16 protein-coding genes and 2 pseudogenes are annotated in these 20,439 nt (G+C 61.5%); 13 read left to right on the plus strand and 5 right to left on the minus strand.

Features of this window, described 5'->3' with window-relative positions; genetic code table 11:
• Positions 1-7: 7 nt before the first annotated feature.
• Both HUK73_RS23555 and HUK73_RS23560 read left to right on the plus strand, forming a co-directional pair.
• Positions 8-2,353, plus strand: coding sequence for a transketolase (locus HUK73_RS23555; RefSeq protein ID WP_176594199.1), 2,346 nt, complete (start codon positions 8-10; stop codon positions 2,351-2,353).
• Between the two features lies 1 nt (position 2,354).
• Positions 2,355-3,620, plus strand: coding sequence for a dihydrolipoamide acetyltransferase family protein (locus HUK73_RS23560; protein ID WP_176594200.1), 1,266 nt, complete (start codon positions 2,355-2,357; stop codon positions 3,618-3,620).
• A 14-nt stretch (positions 3,621-3,634) separates the two neighbouring features.
• On the opposite strand, the pseudogene HUK73_RS26590 reads toward HUK73_RS23560, so the two are convergent.
• A pseudogene (locus HUK73_RS26590) lies at positions 3,635-3,765 on the minus strand (2-pyrone-4,6-dicarboxylate hydrolase); the annotation flags it as partial.
• 7 nt (positions 3,766-3,772) lie between these two features.
• Here HUK73_RS26590 and HUK73_RS23565 point away from each other — a divergent pair.
• Positions 3,773-4,408 (plus strand): annotated as a pseudogene (locus HUK73_RS23565) (Gfo/Idh/MocA family oxidoreductase); the annotation flags it as partial.
• Positions 4,409-4,821: 413 nt separating this feature from the next.
• Here the strand turns inward: HUK73_RS23565 and HUK73_RS23570 are convergent.
• Positions 4,822-6,006: a TetR/AcrR family transcriptional regulator gene (locus HUK73_RS23570; RefSeq protein WP_176594201.1), complete on the minus strand. Its 1,185-nt coding sequence runs from the start codon at positions 6,004-6,006 to the stop codon at positions 4,822-4,824.
• Between the two features lie 213 nt (positions 6,007-6,219).
• Here HUK73_RS23570 and HUK73_RS23575 point away from each other — a divergent pair, with 213 nt between their 5' ends.
• The 8 genes from HUK73_RS23575 (at position 6,220) to HUK73_RS23610 (ending at position 16,275) form a co-directional block, all read left to right on the plus strand.
• Positions 6,220-8,664: a TonB-dependent receptor gene (locus tag HUK73_RS23575; RefSeq protein WP_176594202.1), complete on the plus strand. Its 2,445-nt coding sequence runs from the start codon at positions 6,220-6,222 to the stop codon at positions 8,662-8,664.
• 22 nt (positions 8,665-8,686) lie between these two features.
• Positions 8,687-9,721 (plus strand): metallophosphoesterase, encoded by a 1,035-nt coding sequence (locus HUK73_RS23580; protein WP_255326519.1) that lies wholly within the window; start codon positions 8,687-8,689, stop codon positions 9,719-9,721.
• A gap of 329 nt (positions 9,722-10,050) precedes the next feature.
• Positions 10,051-10,830 (plus strand): helix-turn-helix transcriptional regulator, encoded by a 780-nt coding sequence (locus HUK73_RS23585; protein ID WP_176594203.1) that lies wholly within the window; start codon positions 10,051-10,053, stop codon positions 10,828-10,830.
• 125 nt (positions 10,831-10,955) lie between these two features.
• Entirely contained in the window at positions 10,956-11,726 is a 771-nt protein-coding gene (locus tag HUK73_RS23590; protein WP_176594204.1) for an SDR family NAD(P)-dependent oxidoreductase, read from the plus strand.
• 10 nt (positions 11,727-11,736) lie between these two features.
• Complete coding sequence (locus HUK73_RS23595; RefSeq protein WP_176594205.1) at positions 11,737-12,186, plus strand: SRPBCC family protein; 450 nt, start codon at positions 11,737-11,739, stop codon at positions 12,184-12,186.
• Positions 12,187-12,249: 63 nt separating this feature from the next.
• Positions 12,250-14,511 carry a TonB-dependent receptor gene (locus HUK73_RS23600; protein WP_176594206.1) on the plus strand — a complete coding sequence of 754 codons (2,262 nt, stop codon included), beginning with the start codon at positions 12,250-12,252 and terminating at the stop codon, positions 14,509-14,511.
• Between the two features lie 19 nt (positions 14,512-14,530).
• Positions 14,531-15,901 (plus strand): DUF1214 domain-containing protein, encoded by a 1,371-nt coding sequence (locus HUK73_RS23605; RefSeq protein WP_176594207.1) that lies wholly within the window; start codon positions 14,531-14,533, stop codon positions 15,899-15,901.
• Positions 15,898-16,275: a nuclear transport factor 2 family protein gene (locus tag HUK73_RS23610; RefSeq protein WP_176594208.1), complete on the plus strand. Its 378-nt coding sequence runs from the start codon at positions 15,898-15,900 to the stop codon at positions 16,273-16,275. Before HUK73_RS23605 ends, HUK73_RS23610 begins: the two co-directional genes overlap by 4 nt.
• A gap of 149 nt (positions 16,276-16,424) precedes the next feature.
• Here HUK73_RS23610 and HUK73_RS23615 read toward each other — a convergent pair whose 3' ends face one another.
• From HUK73_RS23615 to HUK73_RS23625, 3 genes are all read right to left on the minus strand, one after another.
• Entirely contained in the window at positions 16,425-16,868 is a 444-nt protein-coding gene (locus HUK73_RS23615) for a CBS domain-containing protein (protein WP_176594209.1), read from the minus strand.
• A 24-nt stretch (positions 16,869-16,892) separates the two neighbouring features.
• Positions 16,893-17,192: a hypothetical protein gene (locus HUK73_RS23620; RefSeq protein WP_176594210.1), complete on the minus strand. Its 300-nt coding sequence runs from the start codon at positions 17,190-17,192 to the stop codon at positions 16,893-16,895.
• Positions 17,193-17,295: 103 nt separating this feature from the next.
• The gene (locus tag HUK73_RS23625; RefSeq protein WP_176594211.1) at positions 17,296-18,192 is read right to left on the minus strand and encodes a LysR family transcriptional regulator; all 897 of its coding nucleotides are present in this window, start codon (positions 18,190-18,192) and stop codon (positions 17,296-17,298) included.
• A 271-nt stretch (positions 18,193-18,463) separates the two neighbouring features.
• Between HUK73_RS23625 and HUK73_RS23630 the strand changes: the two genes are divergently transcribed.
• Positions 18,464-19,312 carry an aldo/keto reductase gene (locus HUK73_RS23630; RefSeq protein WP_255326520.1) on the plus strand — a complete coding sequence of 283 codons (849 nt, stop codon included), beginning with the start codon at positions 18,464-18,466 and terminating at the stop codon, positions 19,310-19,312.
• A gap of 197 nt (positions 19,313-19,509) precedes the next feature.
• Positions 19,510-20,355, plus strand: a complete 846-nt coding sequence (locus HUK73_RS23635) for a pirin family protein (protein ID WP_176594212.1) — start codon at positions 19,510-19,512, stop codon at positions 20,353-20,355.
• Positions 20,356-20,439 lie beyond the last annotated feature (84 nt).

Below are 20,439 nucleotides of genomic sequence, written 5' to 3' on the forward strand. Positions count from 1 at the left end.
TGCGCCAATGACAGATATTATCGCCAAGGATGAGGATGCGCTGATCAGCAATCTGGAACAGCTGGATACGCGGTTGCGCTGGCTTTCGTCGTGGATGATCCACAATGCCAATCATATCCGCCCCAAGCGCGATGGGCTGAAGGTTGGCGGGCATCAGGCAAGCTGCGCATCGATGACCGCGATCATGTCCGCACTCTATTTCCATGCGCTGCGCCCGCAGGACAAGGTGGCGGTGAAGCCCCATGCCGGGCCGATCCTGCACGCGATCCATTATCTGCTGGGCAACCAGTTGCTCGACCGGATGCAGCGTTTCCGTGGGCTGGGCGGCGTGCAAAGCTATCCCTCGCGCACCAAGGATGCGATTCCGGTCGACTTCTCCACCGGATCGGTCGGTCTGGGCGTTGCAGTGACGGCTTTCACCAGCCTGGTACAGGATTATCTCATCGCCCATGACGCCATCCGCGAAGAGGATGCCGGCCGCATGATCGCGCTGATGGGCGACGCGGAGCTGGACGAGGGCAATATCTACGAGTGTCTGATTGAAGGCTATAAGCACGACCTGCGCAATTGCTGGTGGATCGTCGACTATAACCGACAGTCGCTGGACAGCACGACGGCGGACCGCATGTTCCGGCGCTTTGACGATATCTTCGAAACCTGCGGCTGGCGCGTCGTCACGCTCAAATATGGCAAGCGCCAGCGCGAAGCCTTTGCGCGTCCGGGCGGCAAGACGCTGGAAGAGTGGATCGACAATTGCCCCAATGCGGAATTTGCCGCGCTCACCTATCAGGGCGGGGCGGCCTGGCGCGATCGGCTGATGGCCGACATCGGCAGGAAACCTAATGTGAAGAAGTTGCTCGACAGCTTTGATGATGCGGCGCTGGCCGCGCTGATGACCAATTTGGGCGGCCATTGCATGGAATCGCTCATCGAGGCGTTCGACAGTGCCAATGATGACAGGCCGACCCTGTTCATCGCCTATACGGTCAAGGGCTTTGGCCTGCCGCTCGCTGGGCATAAGGACAATCATTCGGGTATGATGAACCTGGCCCAGATGGAGACGTTCCGCACGGGCCTGGGCATCAGCGAGGGGCAGGAATGGGAGCCTTGGGGTGGTCTGGGCGACAATTCGGCGGCGCAGTTGCAGGCCTTTGTCGATGCCAGCCCCTTGTCGCGCAAGGCGGCAGAGCCGGTTGCACCCGCCGTCCCCGTGCCCGCGCGTCTGCCGACGCCGGAGGGCGCGGAACAATCGACGCAGGCGGCCTTCGGGCGCATCCTGCTTGATCTCGCCAAATCGGGTGAGCCGCTGGCCGACCGCATCGTCACTACGGCACCGGACGTCACGCAGACGACGAATTTGGGCGCCTTCGTCAACCAGCGCGGTCTGTTCCGACGGCGGGAGCTGGCGGACGTGTTCCAGAAGGCGCGCATCCCCTCGGCGCAGAAATGGTCGCAGCATGCGGCGGGTCAGCATATCGAGCTGGGCATCGCGGAGAATAATTTCTTCATCATGCTCGCCTCGCTGGGGCTGGCCGCGCCGCATTTCGGTACGCGGCTGCTACCGGTCGGCACCGTCTATGATCCGTTCATTTCCCGCGGCCTGGATGCGCTCAACTATGGCTGCTATCAGGACAGTCGCTTCCTGCTGGTCGGCACGCCGTCGGGCCTGACTCTGGCGGCGGAGGGCGGCGCGCATCAGTCGATCAACACCCCGTTGATTGGTATGGGCCAGCCCAATCTCAGCTATTTCGAACCGGCCTATGCCGATGAGTTGACGCTGATCATGCGCTGGGCGTTCGATTATATGCAGCAACCGGATGGCAGTTCGGTCTATCTGCGGCTGTCGACCCGTTCGATCCCGCAGGTGGCGCGCGATGGCGATGACGGTTGGGAAGCTGATGCTTTGAAGGGCGGCTATTGGCTGCGGCGTCCGGCGGTCGAGGCGGAAGCGGCGATCGTCTTTACCGGCGTGGTCGCGCCCGAGGCGCTGGCCGCGTGGGAGATATTGGCCGAGGATATTCCGGGTCTGGGCCTGCTCAACATCACGTCACCCGATCTGCTGCATCGCGGCTGGTCGGCACGCCGTGCGGCTCGCTGGACCGGGGAGGGGCACGCTCCCTGCCATGCCGAAGAGCTGCTCTCCGTACTCGCGCCGGGAGCCGGGCTGATCACGGTGCTGGATGGTTCACCGGGCGCGCTGTCCTGGCTGGGCGGTGTGCTGGGCATGCGGGTCAGCCCGCTGGGCACGGATCGTTTCGGCCAGACCGGCGACCTGCCCGATCTCTACCGCACCTACAGGCTGGATGCCGACGCGATCGTCGATGCGGCCGCCGAACTGTTTTTGAGGAACTGACATGGCCGTTGAACTCAAAATGCCCGCCCTTTCGCCGACCATGGAAAAGGGGACGCTGGCCAAATGGCTGGTTGCGGTCGGCGATAGTATCAAGGCCGGGGACATGATCGCGGAGATCGAGACGGACAAGGCGACGATGGAGTTCGAAGCCGTCGAGGAAGGCCGCATTGCCCGACTGGTCATCGCCGAAGGCACGGACGATGTCGCGGTCGGCACGGTGATCGCTCTGCTGGCGGAGGAGGGTGAAGCGCTTGCCGAACCGGTGGTGGCTGTTGCTGCGCCAGCACCGGTCGAGGTGACGGTGGAATTGCAGCCTGTGGCCCTGGTCGCGCCGGTTCCTGTGTCCTGGCATGATCCTGTCCCGCTTGCGCTGGCCACGGACATCAATGCGACGCCACTGGTGCGCCGGATCGCGGCGGCGGAGGGCATGGCGCTCAACGCTATCAAGGGAAGCGGTGCGTACGGCAAGATCGTCAAGGCCGATCTCGGCCTGCCGCTGCAGATCGCGCCGCTCGCGCAAGCGATGCCTGTTGCTGCCATTGCGTCCGCGCCGGTCATCGCCCCGCCGCCTGCGGGCGTGCCGGTGGAAACGGTGAAGCTCTCCAATATGCGCCGGACGATTGCGCGCCGCCTCACCCAATCCAAGCAGACGGTGCCGCATTTCTACCTGACCGTGCGCTGCAATCTGGATGCGTTGCTGAAGCTGCGCGGCGAACTCAACGTCAGCCTGGCCGCGCGAGGGGTGAAGCTCAGCGTCAACGACATGGTTGTGAAGGCCATGGCGCTGGCACTGGTGCAGGTGCCCGACGCCAATGTGCAATTTGGCGGCGAGGAACTGCATCGCTTTGGTCGTGTCGACATCTCCATGGCGGTGGCGATCGATGGCGGCCTGATCACGCCGGTCATCAAGGATGCAGCTTCGCTCTCGCTCTCGGCCATCGCCCAGACCAGCAAGATGCTGGCCACCAAGGCGCGGGAGGGCAAGTTGCTGCCGGAAGACTATCAGGGCGGGACGGCCTCTCTCTCCAATCTCGGCATGTTCGGGATCGATGAGATGGTGCCGGTGATCAACCCGCCACAGTCGCTGATCCTGGGCGTTGGCGCGGGCGTGGAGCAGCCCTGGAAGGTCGACGGCGGTATTGCGCTGGCGCCGATCATGGCGGCTACGGCCAGCTTCGATCATCGCGCCATCGACGGGGCCGTCGCTGCGCAGTTCATGGCGGCATTCCGCGATCTGATTGAAAACCCGCTTCTCCTTCTTGGCTAAGATGAGGCTCCGGTGGATGATATTGCGCGCGAAACCCAGATGGTCGCGTAGCGCGAACAGCATGTCCGGGCCGGCGTCCTCGGGCAGATATTTGGCCTTGGCGGAAAAGGGGGAAGTCCGCCATCGGCCCAAAGACATGACAATTTTATGGCCTGAAGAATGTCGACGGCTTGACCGTGGCCTCGCTGGTCGGCCGCCGTTTGGACGCGACCCAGGCGATTGCCGACCAATACGACATCGGCCGCGCGACCACCGACCTGTCTGAGACGCTGGCCCGCGACGATGTTGACGCGGTCATCCTCTGCACCCTCCAGATGCACGCGAGCCAAGCGATCGCCTGTATGAATGCGGGCAAGCATGTGCAGGTCGAAATCCCGCTCGCCGACAGTGGGCCGACGCACAGGCGGTGCTGGCGAAGCAGGAGGAAACGGGCCTCGTCTGCATGGTCGGCCACACCCACCGCTTCAACCCGTCGCACCAATATGTCCACAACCTGATCAGCGCGGGCGAATTGAACATCCAGCAGATGGACGTCCAGACCTATTTCTTCCGCCGCAAGAACGTCAATGCCAAGGGTGAAGCCTGGTCGTGGACCGACCATCTACTCTGGCACAATACTGCGCATTCGATCGACCTGTTCGCCTATCAGGCTGGCAAGATTGTCTCCGCCACGCCATGCAGGGGCCGATCTATCCCGAACTCGGCATTGCCATTGACATGTCGATTCAGCTCAAAAGCGAGAGCGGCGCGATCTGCCTCTGTCCTTGAGCTTCAACAATGACGGGCCTCAACGAGATACAGGGAGGATAATGAGGGCCGTCCTCACTCGGTTCTTGGCAATCTGACGCCGGCGGAATATCTTGCCGGATCAGGAATTCGGCCTGCCTCCATCGGGGCAGGTTAGGCCGGAAGCTAACGCCGGGCCCAATCCACCAATCCCAAGCACTTCGGCAGAATAGTTCCCCGTCCGTAATTAGGGACCGAAAATTTGTGGCTGAGCGACCGGGAAAGGGTCAATTGTCGCTCTCGAATCTGGGGGATGGAGTTATGCCGAGTACGGCGAACGCCGTGCCCGGATCGAACTGCGGATCACCGATCAGGAAATACCGTCAGGGTTCGTGACGAAGCGATCGTTGCGCTGGATTGAACACTCGTTGTGCTTCAATTTTTCAAACCAAAGATTCGGGCATGTCGATTGTCGTCAGGTTGCAAATCCGCTGCAGATCAGCCCGGCGCGAAGCCTGTTTGCGACTTCGGCGCGCGGGTCGGCATGATGGCGAGCAAGCTGCACAAGGCTAAGGCCGATCGACCATAACGACAGGAAGTGTGCAGTGAAATCACCTTCATTCTCACCCCGTGTCCCGCGGGCGAGCCGCATCGTCCAGGCCTGCTCCGTTAGTTCGCTGTCCCACCATGCCGTCAGGAACAATTCACAAGATGCCAGCACCAGTGGCGCATTGCCGGCTTTGTCGTCGACGATCATCGGCGTGAACAGGGCAACGATCTGCTCGTCAAGGTTCGTGACGGGCAGTTGCTGCCCCGTTGTCTGCATGGCGAAGCGGCGATGAATCTCGTTATAAACTGCCATTGCCAGCGCGCCGTGCGTTGGGAAGTTGTAGAGTACCGATGAAAGTGCGACCCCGGCGCGCGTGGCTATCGCGCGATAGCTGAGTGCTTCGGCTCCAGCCTCGGCCATGATCGTGATCCCGGCATCGAGTGCGGCGCGAACCACCATGCGCGAGGCGCTCAGATCGTCCGTCGATGATGAGGCGGCGAGCGATGTTGCGATCTGGGATCGGAACAGTCGCCGCCATTGGCCGCGCGTCTGTCTGTGCCGCGTATCGCAAACGAAGTTGATCAGTTCGCGATTGAGAATGTCGCTTTCCAGCCGGAAGCCTTTGGGTGCGCTGGTGAGAGCAAGACCGGCGAGAAGCTCAATCAGGAACTCGGCCCGGTTGTCGCCACAGTTGAGTGTGTGCGCCATACAGGCGATGCTGCGCCCCGCCCAGTCGCGGGCGAGGTCAGTCCATGCTGGGTCACGCACCGCCTGAGCGAGCATATGGAGCACGACCGCGGTCGCCTCGCCCGCGCGCCCCCGCCATTCCCCGAGCAGCGCGATGGCGATCTCACAGATCAATTCGGGCCGTTCCGTCAGATCGGCGAACCGTGCGAGCCCATCCTCCGACATCTGCACATGCCGCGCGATGGCGCGCCCATAGATGCCGCGAAGCAGCAGCATCTTGGTGGGGAAATGATGTTGCAATGTCGGCGGTGGTACGCCTGCACGCTCGGCGACGCTACGCACGGTCGCAGCGCGCGGCCCCGCCTCCGCCAGTAGCGCGATCCCGGCATCAAGAATCAGTTCGGCAGTGCACGTCCCCGTCATGCCCGCACCCATAGCCGGACGTGCGAGCGCGGCCAAGGCCATCAATACATATGTATTGCATATGAGGATTTGTGGCCGGAGAATCTGCGCTATGGCTCAGATATTGTCACAATAATGTAGAGTATGCGTCTTACCAGCACGCCCCATCGCCAGAATCACTATTGATACGGATGTATGGTTATGAGATGCTGCATGCAAATAGACCAGGAGGGGATGATGACTGACAAGGCCAAGGGGCGTGCGCCTCTGCCAATGCTGCTCTGTGGCGTGGCGCTAATGGTTCTGGGTGCTGGCGCGGCGAGAGCCGCCACACCGGAAGGCGCCACCGGAAGCGGGCCGGCGACCGCTATGCCTGCCGACGAAATCATCGTTACCGCGCAGCGCCGCGAGCAGGCACTCACCGACACGTCGGCCTCTGTCGCCGCCTTTTCCGCAGAAAGGCTGGAAGCGATCGATGCGCAGGACCCGCGAGATCTTGCGCTGTTCGCGCCGAGCCTCGTTTTCGTCAAAAGCGCGCAGATCAACCAGATCGCCATTCGCGGCCTGGGTTCGCCCGGCCTCGATGATTTCGAAAGCGCAGTGGGCTTCTACACCGATGGCGTTTACACCTCGAAATCGCGCAATGCGCTGACGCCCTTCTACGATATGGGCGGCATTGAAGTGCTGCGCGGGCCGCAGGGCGTGCTTTTCGGCAAGAATGCGCTGTCCGGCGTGCTCAGCATCCACACTGCTGATCCCGATCCCGATTTCGGCGGCTTTGCACAGGTGCAGGCGGGGAGCCTCGATCTGGTCGAGGCATCGGGCGCTGTGACCGGCGCGGTTGCCGATGGCGTCAGCCTGCGCATTGCCGGTCTGGCGCGGCGGCGTGACGGCTATCTTGACGATCTGGCGCCGGGCAAGAGCGACGGCGGCAAACAGCGCACCTATGCGATCCGGGTGAAGAGTACGCTCGACCTCAGTGAAACGACGAAGCTCAAACTCAAATATGAATGGTTCAAGGATTATGAATATGGTTATACGCGGCAGCTGACCGCGGTTGGCCCAGCCGATGCCGTCAACCCTGCCTTCAACGGCATCGAGACGAAGCTCGACGACCGGGTCTATTCGGGCCAGTCGGGCATCTTCAACGTTGATTCCCTGGTCGGCACCCGTGCCCATATCGCGGCCGCTGATCTGGAACAGGAACTGGGCAATGGTGACACGCTCTCGCTCGTCGCGGGCTACACCAATTTCTACCATGTCCTGCGACGCGGCGATGCGCTGCCGATCAATACGCTGCTTCAGGCCAATCCGACCCGCAATGAGGCGGTGACGGCGGAATTGCGGCTGACCTCGGCCGAAGATCGCCGCTTGCGCTATATCGTCGGCGCATATGGCGACCTCACCTGGCTCAAGCGGCGCGGTTTCTCGGCGCTCGACTTCACGGGCATCGGCCGTGGTGTGCGCAGCGCGCTGATAGGGCGCGGTATTCCCGCGTCGCTTTTGCCAAGCGTCGCGGGTTTCGATGCAGCCAACACGCTCATCATCGCCAATCCCTTCGATCAGAAGGGCAAGAGTTGGGCGGTGTTCGGGGAACTGAGCTACGACCTGACCGACAAGCTGCGATTGACCGGCGGGTTGCGCTATAATTGGGACAAGACCAGCATATTGCGTGGGTTTGACCAGTCGCAAGACCTGAACGGCCGATCCTTCGCCTCGGTCGCCAGCTATGGGGGCGTCGTGCCGGTGCCGGGCTTCCAGATCATGCCTGGCGTTACGGTTGAACAATTGCTGGCAGGGACATTTGCGGGCGTTTATCGCGGCTTCATGGCGCTCCCCGGCAGTCCGGCGGACAGGGGGTCGATGCAGGACGGCAATGTCCAGCCCGCCGCGCGCATCGAATTTCGTCCGTCGAACGGCGTGCTGCTCTATGGTGCCTTCCAGACCGGCACCAAACAGGGCGGGTTCAACGCCAGCAGCCTGTTGCCCGCCACGGCCTTCAACAAGGAAAAGGCTCGCGCCTTCGAATTGGGTGCGAAGGTGGAATTCGGCGCCGGCTATGCGACGCTTGCCGCCTATCGGACCGATTTCGACGATCTTCAGGTTTCGGCCACCAACACGACCGGCGCGGTCGACACGCTGAACGCTGCCAAGGCCGTGTCGCAAGGCGTCGAGGCCGAAATCTCCGTCCGGCCCGTGCCCGGCTTCCGCCTGGGTGCGTCCTATGCTTATCTCGATGCGCACTATCGCCACTTCGTCAACGCGCCCTGCACCATCGACCAGCTCCATGCCCAGCCGACGGGCTGCTCGCAGGATCTGACGGGCCGGTCTCTGCCCAATGCGCCCGACCATTCGGTATCGCTCTTCGCTGATGCGGAAACGTCGCTCACCGATACGCTGACGCTCAAGACATCGGCCAATCTGGGCTGGAAGTCGGCCTTTTATACCGAAATCACCGACACCCCACAGCAACGCGCGGATTCGCTGGTGACCGTCAACGGCCGGATCGCGGTCGAGACGAAAAGCGGCCTTTCGCTCGCGGTCACGGCCAAGAACCTGCTCAACGAGCGGGGGGCGCTGATGGTGCAGCGTGCCGCCAATGCGCGCGATCCGGGGACGATCCTGTCGCTCATCAACGAGCCTCGCACCTTCGCGGTCGAAGCGCGCTTCGCCTTTTGATCCAAGCAGAGAGTATCCTGAGATGTTGACCAAGAGCACAATGTTGCACCTTGCCCTGCTCGCGGCGGCCGCGCTTCCCATCGCCGCGAATGCGGGCAGTCCCGCCTTCCAGCCCGGCACGCCCGGCGCGAAACCCGCGCCATGGACGCATGCCCCCGTTGCCGACCCGGACACGATCCGCTTCGCGGTGATTGGTGACCGCACGGGGCTTGCCCGTCCCGGCGTGTTCGAGCAGGCCGTGAAACAGGCGAGCGGGCTTCAACCCGAATTTCTCATCAATGTTGGCGACCTGATCGAGGGCTATACATCGGACACCGCCGAACTCACGCGCGAGTGGGGAGAGATTGAGGCGGCGATCGGCCAGATGACCGTGCCTTTCTTCTATGTCGCGGGTAATCACGATCTCGGCAATCAGGCGATGCTCGACATGTGGCGGCACAAGCGGGGCGAACCCTATTACAGTTTCGTCTACAAGAGCGCGCTATTTCTGATTCTCGACACTGAAGATCCGCCGCGCGACATGCCCGCCGACTATGCCGCGCAGTTCCACCAGCTCGCAGCAGCGATAAAGGTCGATCCCAAGGGCACCGAGGAAAAGCTCAAGGCCTCGCTGGCGGAGGTCAACGCCAAACGCGCGGAGGGCGCCTCCGACCCCAAGCTGGCCGAGATCGAGAAGGCGCGGTTCAGCCGCGGGCAGGTCGACTGGGCGTTGAAGACGCTCAAGGCCAATGCTCATGTCCGCTGGACCTTCGTGCTGATGCACAAACCCGCCTGGGCGCTCGGTTCCAGGGAGTTCGAGGAGATCGAAACGGCGCTGGGCACACGCGGCTATACGGTGATCGCGGGTCATAATCATTATTACAAGCATGAGGTCCGCCGGGGGCGGGACTATATCAGCATGGGTACCGCCGGTGCCGTCTCGCATCAGCATGGTCCAGGCGAGATGGATCATCTCGCATGGATCACGTTGGGCAGGGACGCGCCCAACGTCTCACTGTTGAGGCTCAATGGCATTTTAGACAAGAATGGCGAAAGCGGGCAGCCGCTGGCACGATAGATAGAGGCAACATACGCGCATTCAGCCTTTGGCCGACGTGCAGAGGGAACGGAAATCTGAAAATCGCTGGCCCTTCATTGTGGCGAAGGGCCAGATCGACATCATGAACAAACGGCAGGAATCAGGAGTGCGAAATTGGCTCTTGAACGGCTGGGAAGGGGCGTTTCTGTTGCCGGGGTGTCTTTTTACCAGCGCCGGTTTGCTTGGTTGCGAAAGAAGGAAGACGGAGCGTCTAAAATTTATAAGACGGTGATCGGGTGAACGGCTAATTGGCAAAAGCAATCTTTGAATATTGGGTTCGAGTTGCCGGTCACGAAGAGGACAAATCGTTGAAGGACCAGGATGGATCGAGCGATCAGGCACTTCTGCTGGCTGAACTCAAGCGCGTGCTCAAGGGCCGGAACATCCGCTATCGCGATCTTGCTGAGCAGTTGAAGCTCAGCGAGACTACCATCAAGCGCAATCTGGCTGGCCGGGGACTGACCCTTGCCGCGCTGGAGGCGATGTGCGGTGTTGTGGGGATTCGGCTGATCGATCTCGCCGAAATGGCGGCACGGCGCAGCAACAGCAAGGCGCGCGCACTGACGGCCGAGCAGGAACAGGGACTGGCGAACAATATCTTCACCGCCTTCATCTTCCTGCTGCTGCGTTACGACTGGTCGCCCCAGGATATCCAGACCGAATTCCGACTGGGAGAACCTGAACTCGTCCTGCACTTGCGGCGGCTTGAGAAGATGCGGCTGCTCGATCTATTTCCAGGTAATCGGGTGCGGCTGTTGACGGTCCGCTATCCCGAATGGCTCTTTGGCGGGCCGTTGCGCCGGGTGATCGATGCAACCATCCGGGGCCATTTCGAGAAGATGGATTTTCACGATCCAAAAGCGGTGTGGGAGCTTGAAACGGTCAAACTGTCGGTCGGTTCGATCGCCCAGTTGCGCACAATGATCACGACGCTCGCGCATCGCATGCGGGAACTCGCTGCCGAGGATCGGGCGCTGCCGCTCGACCAGACCGAATGGTACAGCATGCTCTGCGTGGCGCGTCCCATCGATCCCCGAGTCTTTTGGGAGGAGGAAGGCGGTGCCGGAGCGGCGAAAGCGCATCGGTAGCGTCGCGCGCTACACAAAAGGACCATCTCGTGGTCCTTTGTGATTAGTTCTGGGCATTCTATTGCACATGCCGCCCATTTCGTGATGCCTTGGCTGCAACAACCCAGTCATTGCGAGAGGATGGAATGAACGATTTGTTTCCCGCAGGCGCTACGCTTGTCTTCGGCGGCAGCGGCGGCATCGGCCAGGGGGTCGCGCTGGAATTCGCGCGGGCCGGCAGCGACGTCGCGATCGGCTATCGCAGTAAGGCGGAGGTCGCGGACCATGTCGCCGGCGCTATCCGCGAGAAGGGTGTGCAGGCCAGCACCCACCAACTGGACGTGACCGATCCCGCGCAGGTGGAAGCGGCAGTGGCTGCGGCCGTTGCCGCACATGGCCGCGTCCATACCCTTGTCTGGGCGGCCGGTCCTTTCGTGAATCAGCTTCATATTGCTGAGATGTCCAGCGACGACTGGCGCTGCGCGATCGAGGTCGAGGTGATCGGCTTCTTCAACGCCGTGAAGGCTGCGCTGCCCCATTTCCGGGCGGCGGGCGGCGGTTCCTTCGTGACGCTGGGTTCGGCGGGACATCTGCGCTGGCCGGATCGCGACGGACTGTCGGTCGCACCCAAGGCGACCAATGAATCTCTCGTTCGGGGCATCGCGAGGGAGGAGGGACGCCACCATATCCGCGCCAATTCGATCCTGGTGGGGGTCATCGAGGCGGGGATGTTCCCACAGCTTCTGGAACAGGGGCAATTCGACCAGAAATGGATCGATGAGACAATGAAGATGCTGGCGATCAAGCGCTGGGGCAAGCCGCGGGAAATCGGCCGCGCCGCCGTGTTCCTCGCGTCGAACGACGCGGCCTATATCACCGGCCAGCAGATCAACGTCTCCGGCGGGTTCGGGATCTGAGGAGGCGAGGATGAATGCAATGAGAGACCTGTTTCCGCGCGCCGTTACCGCCCATCATGCGACACGGCTTCCCCGATCCGCCGACGCCGTTTGGGCGGAAATCGGTGATTTCGGCGAGGCGATCCTGTCGCGCGGCATGGTGGAGCGGATCGAGACCGAGGGTGAAGGGATCGGCATGTGCCGCCTGCTGCATCTGGGCGGCGGCGCCTGCGTGCGCGAGACGCTGGTCGAACGATCGGAGGAAGAGCGCTATTATATCTACCGTGTCGCGGATGCGGGGCCGGTAGGCGTCGCGCATCAGATCGGCATGGGACAGGTGATCCCGGCCGGACCAGATCAGTGCATCCTCTCCTGGATGACCGCAGGCAATCCTGTCGATGGCGCGTCCGAGGCGTTGCAGGCGATGCTCGACGCGATCGTCCAGGGCGCCTGCGATAATGCGAGGCGCCACTTCAGCTGAGTTCAAGAAAGCCCTGGCTCGAAAAACAGAGAAGGCCGGGAGATATATGAGGGAGAGAATGCCATGACCTATCTGACCACGACCGCCGTGGCGGCGCTGGTTGCCGTTCTTGTACCGGCGACAGCCCATGCGCAGGACGCCACGCAGGCCGAAAGCACATCCGACATGGGGCTGAAGGAGATCGTCGTCACTGCGCAGAAGCGTGCCGAAAATCTCCAGTCCACGCCGCTGGCGATCAGCGCGCTGTCGGCCGAAGCCATTGAGGCGCGATCGATCACCAGCGTCGCCAATCTGTCGGCCATCGCGCCCAGCCTGACCGTGGCGCGGGGTACAGCAGGTCCGACCAATGCCAGCGTCTTCATTCGCGGCATCGGCAATCAGGACCCGATCCTGACCGCCGACAGCCCGGTCGCCCTTTATGTCGACGGCGTGATCCTTGCGCGGTCAGCGGGATCGGCCTTCGAGATGGCGGATCTGGAACGGATCGAGGTGCTGCGCGGGCCACAAGGCACGCTGTACGGCCGCAACACCATCGGCGGGGCGATCAACCTGATCACGCGCAAGCCTGCCGACAGTTTCGGTGTCTGGCAGAAATTCACGCTTGGCAATTATGGCGAATTTCTCTCGCGTACCGTGGTCGATACCGGCGAACTGGGTGAAACCGGCCTGCGCGGGGCCTTCACCTATATGCACAAGCAGCGAGACGGCTATGTCGACGATGTCAACGCGCCCGACAAGCGCGATCCGGGGGCGTATCGCACCGACGGGCTGCGCGCTGCGCTGGCGTTCGATCGGGGTGGTGCCTTTCGCGCCAGCTATGCCTATGACTATAACCGCAACAAGGGCTATCCTTCCGCCTTCCAGTTGACGGCGGCGCGGCCTGACATCACGGCCTTCTTCGCGGGGTCCCCGGTGGCGGGCGGCGGCAGCTTCACCGTGTCGCCGACCCGGCTCGACCGCATCGCGCTCGATCATAATGGTGCGGTCACCGACAAGGTGCAGGGCCACACGCTGACCCTTGAATGGGATATCGGCACGGACACGACGCTCAAGTCGCTCACCGGCTATCGCAAATGGCGGCAGCTTGTGGCCGACAGCGATCTTGACGGCAATGCGGGGCTGCTGGGGCGCGTCATGGGACAGGGCGGCGCTTTGATGCCGGTCGAGCTGTTCGGCGCATCGGCGCTGCGCCATCAGCATCAGTGGTCGCAGGAACTCAATCTGATCGGCAAGGTCGGCGCCACGCTCGACTATGTCCTGGGTGCCTATTATTTCAAGGAGGAGTCCGACGAGACCAATCCCCAGCGGTTCAGTGTCATCCTGCCCGGCGGGGCATTGCCGCGTATCTCGCTTCTGACTTACGATCATGAATCGACGACCAAGGCGCTGTTCGCGCAGGGCACCTGGCACGTAACCGACCGGCTGAGCCTGACCGGCGGCGCGCGTTATACCTGGGATGAAAAGGCGCTCGATCAGGTTTCGCCGGTCGTGCGCACGCTCGAAAAATCCTTCAGGAAGTTCAATTGGGCGGCAACCGCCGACTATAAGGTCAGCAACGATGTCATGGCCTATGCTCGCGTGGCCACCGGCTACAAGGCGGGTGGTTTCAATGCGCGCTCTTTCGATACCGGCTTTGATCCCGAAAATCTGACATCCTATGAAATCGGCCTGAAGACCGAACTGTTCGACCGCCGCCTGCGCTTCAACGCGACAGCCTATTATGCCGATCATAAGGATGTGCAGGTGACGTCTTTCCAGGCGGGGGCTGCGGGCGCGACGGCGGTCACGCTGAACGCTGGCAAGGCGCGCTACAAGGGGATCGAACTGGAGGTGAACGCCGCGCCGGTGCGGGGTCTGACCACCTATGCGACGCTGGGCTATGTCGACCGCAAATATAAGGAATTTCTCTTCTTCGACACGGTGGCGGGGCGGACGGTCGATATTGCCGGCATCGCGCATTTTCCCTATTCGGCATCGACCACTTTCAATGCGGGCGCGAAATATGAATTTCCCGCGTTCAGTTTTGGGAAGCTCGCCGCGCAGCTCGATTATAATTATATGTCGAAGCGCTATTTCAATCCCAACCCGTTGTCGGCGCCCTTCAGTGAGCAGATGGCCGCCGCGCCTCGTGGCTTGCTGGATGCGCGGCTGACCCTGTCGGAGTTGCCCATCGGCGGGAGTAATGTGACGCTGTCGGTCTGGGGCAAGAACATCACCGACAAGAAATACAAGGTCGTTGGTATCGATTTCGGCCAGCTTGGTTTTGCCGGCAACATTTATGGTGAGCCGGCGAGCTATGGCGTCGACCTTGGCATCAAATTCTAGAATAGGGAGAGACAGGATCATGTTCACCCATCGAGTATTGACCGCCGCAACGCTCGCCTTTTTCGGAGGGATGCTGATCCCCTCGGGTGCGAGTGCCTCCTCTCCTGCCTTGGAGCGCGATTACCGCATCGGAGCCTGCGACACTTTTCGCACCCAGCAACGTATCGAACGGATCGCGCTCGACCTGCTCAAGACGCCGGAGGTGCGCAAGGCCCGCGCCGATGCGGAACGCCAATGGCGCGCAGCGGTGGGGCCGGCCAGCCCCGAAATGGACGCGCTGTTCCCGGCGGCGCTGGACGAGCTGGTGTTCGACGGGCTGTTGCGTGCGGCGGCGATCGCGCAAGACCCGCCGGTGCTGGTGTCGACCTTCAACCTGCCGCACCGGCTGGACGGCAGGATGGTGCCGGGATCGCGCTTCGGCTGGGACAATCCGGACGTCATCTACGGCAAGATCGCGATCGATCCCGACGCGTCCTATGTGATCAGCGGCTGGCTGCCCCGGCGCGACATGCAGCTGCATTTTTCGCTGGCGGATGCAAGTGACGGGATCAGCCGCAATGTGTCGATGCGCGACCTGAGGCCCGATGCGGACGGGCGTTTCCGCATCACGCTGAGCAAGGCCGAGGGTTCCCCGGCCGACAATCACATCCGGATCGACCCCACGACCGTTGGCATCACGCTGCGGGAGACGCTGGCGGACTGGCGGCAGGACCGGCCCGTCTATATGCGGATCGAGAAGACCGGCGGCGGCAAGTCGCCGCTGTCGCAGCGGCCGCTGCCGGTTCTTGCGGCCGGCGTGATCACGGGCATGGCCGCCGACATCGCACGCTGGCAGCCCACGCTATATGCCAACCGCCCGGCCAATGTCATTCGCGACCCGTCCTTCCCGACCGACAAGCAGGGGCTGCCCAATCAGGCCATGTCGCTGGGGCGCTTTCTGTTGGCAGACGATGAAGCATTGATCATTGATGTCGCCCTGGGTGGCGCCCGCTATTTCACCATGCCGGTCACTAATATCTGGGGCGTGACCGGCGATTACCGCGCCTCTCCGAGCAGCCTGAACGACCGACAGACTCTGGCCAATCCCGATGGATCGTTCACTTATGTCCTCTCATCACGCGATCCCGGCATTTACAACTGGCTGTCGACCAATGGCTGGCATGAAGGCCATCTGACGTTGCGCTGGCAGGAACTGCCGCCGGAAGGAGAGAGGGGGACTGGCCCCTCGGTACGGACGCGGCTGGTCAAGCTTGCTGATCTGCCGAGTATGCTGCCGGCCCATGTCAAGCGCGTCACCCCTGCCGAACGCGCCGCGCAGATTGCGCAGAGGCAGCGCTATCCGGTCGGGCTTTGGGGTGCCGAACAATGCCGCAAGGGGGAAAGTCGATGAACTTGCAGGAACGTGTCCATGCCTCGCTCAATGCCGTCCGCGCGGGACGAAGGGAAGACTGGCTGTCGCTCTTTGCCGAGGACGCTGTGGTTGAGGACCCGGTGGGCAAATCGCCTTTCGATCCGGTCGGTCTGGGACACAGGGGGCATGTGGCGATCGGGCGCTTCTGGGATCAGGTGATCGCACAGAACAAGAGCTTCGACTATGTGATCAGCCAGTCGCATGTCTGCGGCAGTGAAGTGGCAAGCGTCGCGCGCTTCGCGATCACCACCATGGCCGGTCAGCCCTGGGACCTTGACCTCGTCATCATCCATCGCTTTACGGAGGACGGCCGGATCGCCTCGATCCGTGGTTTCTGGGAATTTCCTGACTGAGTCGGTAGGGCCTTCAATCCATAGGATGATCGATGACGCGTCCACTATCGATCGCCACGCCCTGTGCCCGTTGCCGATGGCGGCGGTGCCCCAGGGTCCGAATACTCCCGCCAGGATCGAGGCGTCCGAGGAGGGACAGTCGAGAGCGATCAGGCGGCCAGGACGTGCGCGCGTGCCAGATCCTGTAACACGATATTTTCATAGGTTTTTTCCTGGAGGCGTGACTCGACGATATCACCGAGGCTCACCACGCCGACCACATGTCCGTTCGCGACAACGGGCATATGCCGCGCGCGACCTACCGTCATCGTCCGCTGGATTTCCTCAATCCTGTCATTTGGCGCGGCGACAGGAGTGTGCGTGATCATGATGTTCCCGACGGTCGCGGACAAGGCCAGGGTTCCATTCTGCGCCACCGACGCGACGATCTCGCGTTCCGAAAGGATGCCAAGCAGGCGGTGATCTGCGTCGGCCACTATGAGCGCGCCAATTTCCTCGCGGGCCATGATGGATGCGGCTTGTGCGACGCTGGCATCGGCATCGATGCTGATGACGATGCCGCCCTTGCGTTGCAAGATATCATTGATGAGCATTGGGTTTCTCCTGGATTTGGCGTGTCAGTTGATCGCCAGGGCCGCAAGCCCGTTGATCTGTCGGTCGGTGAGGCCAAGTGCACTGAGTTCCGGCCAATATTCATAGGCCGGGTGGCGCAGGAAGCGACTCCTCGCCACGAAGGTGCGCAGCATGTCCTCCCGGGTGAGTTTCCGCGGCGCGGGGGTGTTCCGGGTCAAGGCATTCCAGAGACGCTCCCGCCAAGGCGGGTAGTGCGGCGGCGATCCGGCCTTTTCGAAGGCTGATGAAACGACCGCCCAATCCTCTGCCGAAAGGATCAGCTTTTCCACGTTGAACGTCTGCATTGCCTGTCTCCAATCATGGGAGACAAGATAGGCGGACAAGCGATCAGTAAAACTGCTAAAAGAATGATCGAACCATTCAATAAATCTGAACGTTTTGCATTTTTCAGCGTGCCTGGCCGACAAAATGTTCGATTAGCCAGCGCGCCGCGGGGCCGGGCGGGTTGTTCGTGCGGTACATCGCGTGAAGCGGATAGTTGCCCGTTCCGATTTCTGGAATGTCGAGACGAACCAGCCGGCCGTTCGCCAGATCCTCGCGCACGCTGGGTTCGGGCATGTTGCCCCAACCGACCCCTGCAAGCAGCAGAGCGTGCTTGGCCCCCAGATCGGCGAGGCGCCAACTGTTTGATGAAAATATACCGGCATCCCGACCCTCGTTGAACGCCGAGCGGACAGTCAGGATGAGTTGGCGATAGCGCCGTGCTTCTCCGGGCTTTCCGCTCCTGATCTGCGCCAGAGGATGCGACGGGGCGGCGACCGGAAACATATCGACCGCGCCGATGCTGATCATTTCAAGCTCGGGAGTGGTGCCGTCCATCCCCCCGCCTATGCCGACCATAGCCCCGCCCTTGCGGACCATTTGGGAGACAGCGCTCAACGCCTCGACAAAGAGGTGGAGTTTGACCGTGGGATAGCAGGCTTCGAATGCCTGCACCGCTTCTGCAAGGCGGTCGGGCGGCAACATGACGTCGACAACAACAGCCACTTCGGATTCGAGACCCTCATTGAGGCCCTTTACCGTTGCCCGAAGATCATCGACCCCATTTGCGACTTCCCTGGCCTTGGAAAGGATGGCGTTGCCGGCATCGGTCAACATAGGCTTTCTTGTATGTTCGCGATCGAACAACTGGACCCCGAGCTGCATTTCAAGATTGGCGATAGTGTAGCTGACCGCTGATGTCGCGCGGCCGAGCTTCCGCCCGGCGCCGGCAAAACTCCCCGTTTCGACGACAGTCAGGAAGACATGAATCTGGTCGATGCTTGGCGTACCGATGGCAGGCAAGGTTCAAAACCCCCGAACGAAAGGCATTTTATCTTACGAATAAATTGGTCGTTTGGAAAGTAAACCGTGCCGATGTGATCGCCTGTTCTTCCTGCCGGATCAAGCTGCTCCCGCACCAGTGGGAGTAGCGCCATTTGTAATGACAATCGCAGCTTATGACTGATCAAGAATCCTGAACATAATATCCGGGCTTTTCCAGCTAGGTCAGCATGCGGTGCCCTTTTATTCTTGCGCCTGCAAGCTGTCGGATCAAGGACTGGGAGAAGCGTAAATGACAATGAGCAGCGAAATTCGTACCCCGGCCAACGGTTCTGCCATTCCGGCCATTGGGTTCGGTACCTATGGGATGAACCGCGAGCAGATGTTGCGGATGATCCCCGCCGCTCTCAAGGCAGGCTTTCGTCACATCGATACCGCGCAGCTATACCGCAACGAGACGGAAGTGGGCGAATGCGTTGAGGCCTCGGGAATTGCGCGCGGCGACCTTTACCTGACCACCAAGGTCTGGTCCGCCAATTACGGCGCCCGCGATTTCGCAAGGTCGGTCGACGAGAGTCTGGCTTGTCTCAGGACGGATTATATCGACCTCCTCCTTCTCCATTGGCCCGGCGGAAGCAATGTTCCGTTGGCGGATCAGATTGGTTCGCTCAATGAAGCGGTACGGGCAGGCAAGGTCCGCCATATCGGCGTCAGCAATTTCAATCGTGCGCTCATGCGCGAGGCGGTGCGATTGTCGGACGAACCGCTCGCCACCAACCAGTTTGAGTATCATCCCTATTTGAACCAGTCGCTGCTCCTTGAGGCGACGCGCGAGTTGGGCATGACGGCGACGGCCTATTGCGGCATGGCCGTGGGGCGGGTGTTCGAAGAAGCGGTTCTGCAACGTATCGCCGCTACCCATGGCCGCTCTGTGGCTCAAATTGTTCTGCGCTGGCTGGTTCAGCAAGATCATGTGGCGGCCTTGTCGCGCACAACCAATATTGAACGGCTCCCGGAAAATCTCTCGGTGTTCGATTTTGCGCTCTCGGCCTCCGAAATGGAGGAGATATATGGACTCGCAGTCCCATATTCACGGATTGTAAGCCCTTCAGGACTTTCGCCGGTCTGGGATCCGACCTGACACATTGCTTCGTTCGGCCGGGGACAGCGAGTCAGGTTTTCTGCGCCGGCCGAGCCTGTTCGCCATATGTCCCATGATCAAAGATATTGAACAATATATCCGGTCTTTTGCCGGTTTAATTGGAAGATCGCGAGCGATAGATTTTGCTCAACAGATCACGAGGTCGCCATGCAGACCTCAGGAAATCAGGAATTGATATGATGACCACCACTCAAGTTGCGATCAATGTCGCTAACCGTCCGATCATGCACCGCACCCGCGGCCACAAACACGGGATGATCACCCGTCTCATGAGTCCCGGGGATCTGGGCGGATTGCTCAAACCGTTCGTCTTTCTCGACCTGTTCGACAATGACGACCGTCCATTCACTGGTTTTGGCCTTCATCCCCATTCGGGCATCGCAACCCTCACCTATATTGCCGAGGGAAGCGTCTTCTACGAGGATACCAATGGCGCCACGGGCATATTGCGCAGCGGAGGCGTCGAATGGATGCGCGCCGGAAAGGGCGTATGGCATGGCGGCGGCGCGGGCGATCCCGAACGCACGCGCGGCTTTCAGCTCTGGGTGGCACTGCCGCCCGAACTCGAACTCGGGGCGTCGGAGAGCGTTTATCAGAGCGCGACCGATATTCCTCAGGTCGGGCCCGCAAAGGTGCTGCTTGGCACATATGTAGGGATGTCGAACGAGATCGATCCGCCGTCGCCGATCAGCTATCTTGCGGTTTCGCTCCGCGCCGGTGAGCGTTGGCGCTATGTTCCGGCGCCCGGTCACACAATATTGTGGGCGGCGCTGGGCAGGGGGCGGGTCAATGTCCCTGCTCCGGTGGAGCAAGGTGAGATGATCATCTTTGCCCCTGGTGAAGAGGCGGTCGAGTTCGTTGCCGAAGAGGATGCGGAGTTCGTGATCGGCTCGGCTGTGCCGCACCAACATGACCTTATACTGGGCTATTATTCTGTCCACACCAACGCCGCCGCGCTTCGGGCGGGCGAAGCCCGTATCAGGGAAATCCGTGCCGAACTTCAACGTCAGGGCCGGCTCTAGGAGTCCGGATTGTTCCAAGTCGGCAGGGAGACCGGGATCGTTCTTGCCGTCGGTTTCTCATCAGATCTCACCGGAAAAGGAATC

The organism is Sphingobium sp. EM0848 (genome assembly GCF_013375555.1).
Classification (GTDB): Bacteria; Pseudomonadota; Alphaproteobacteria; order Sphingomonadales; family Sphingomonadaceae; genus Sphingobium.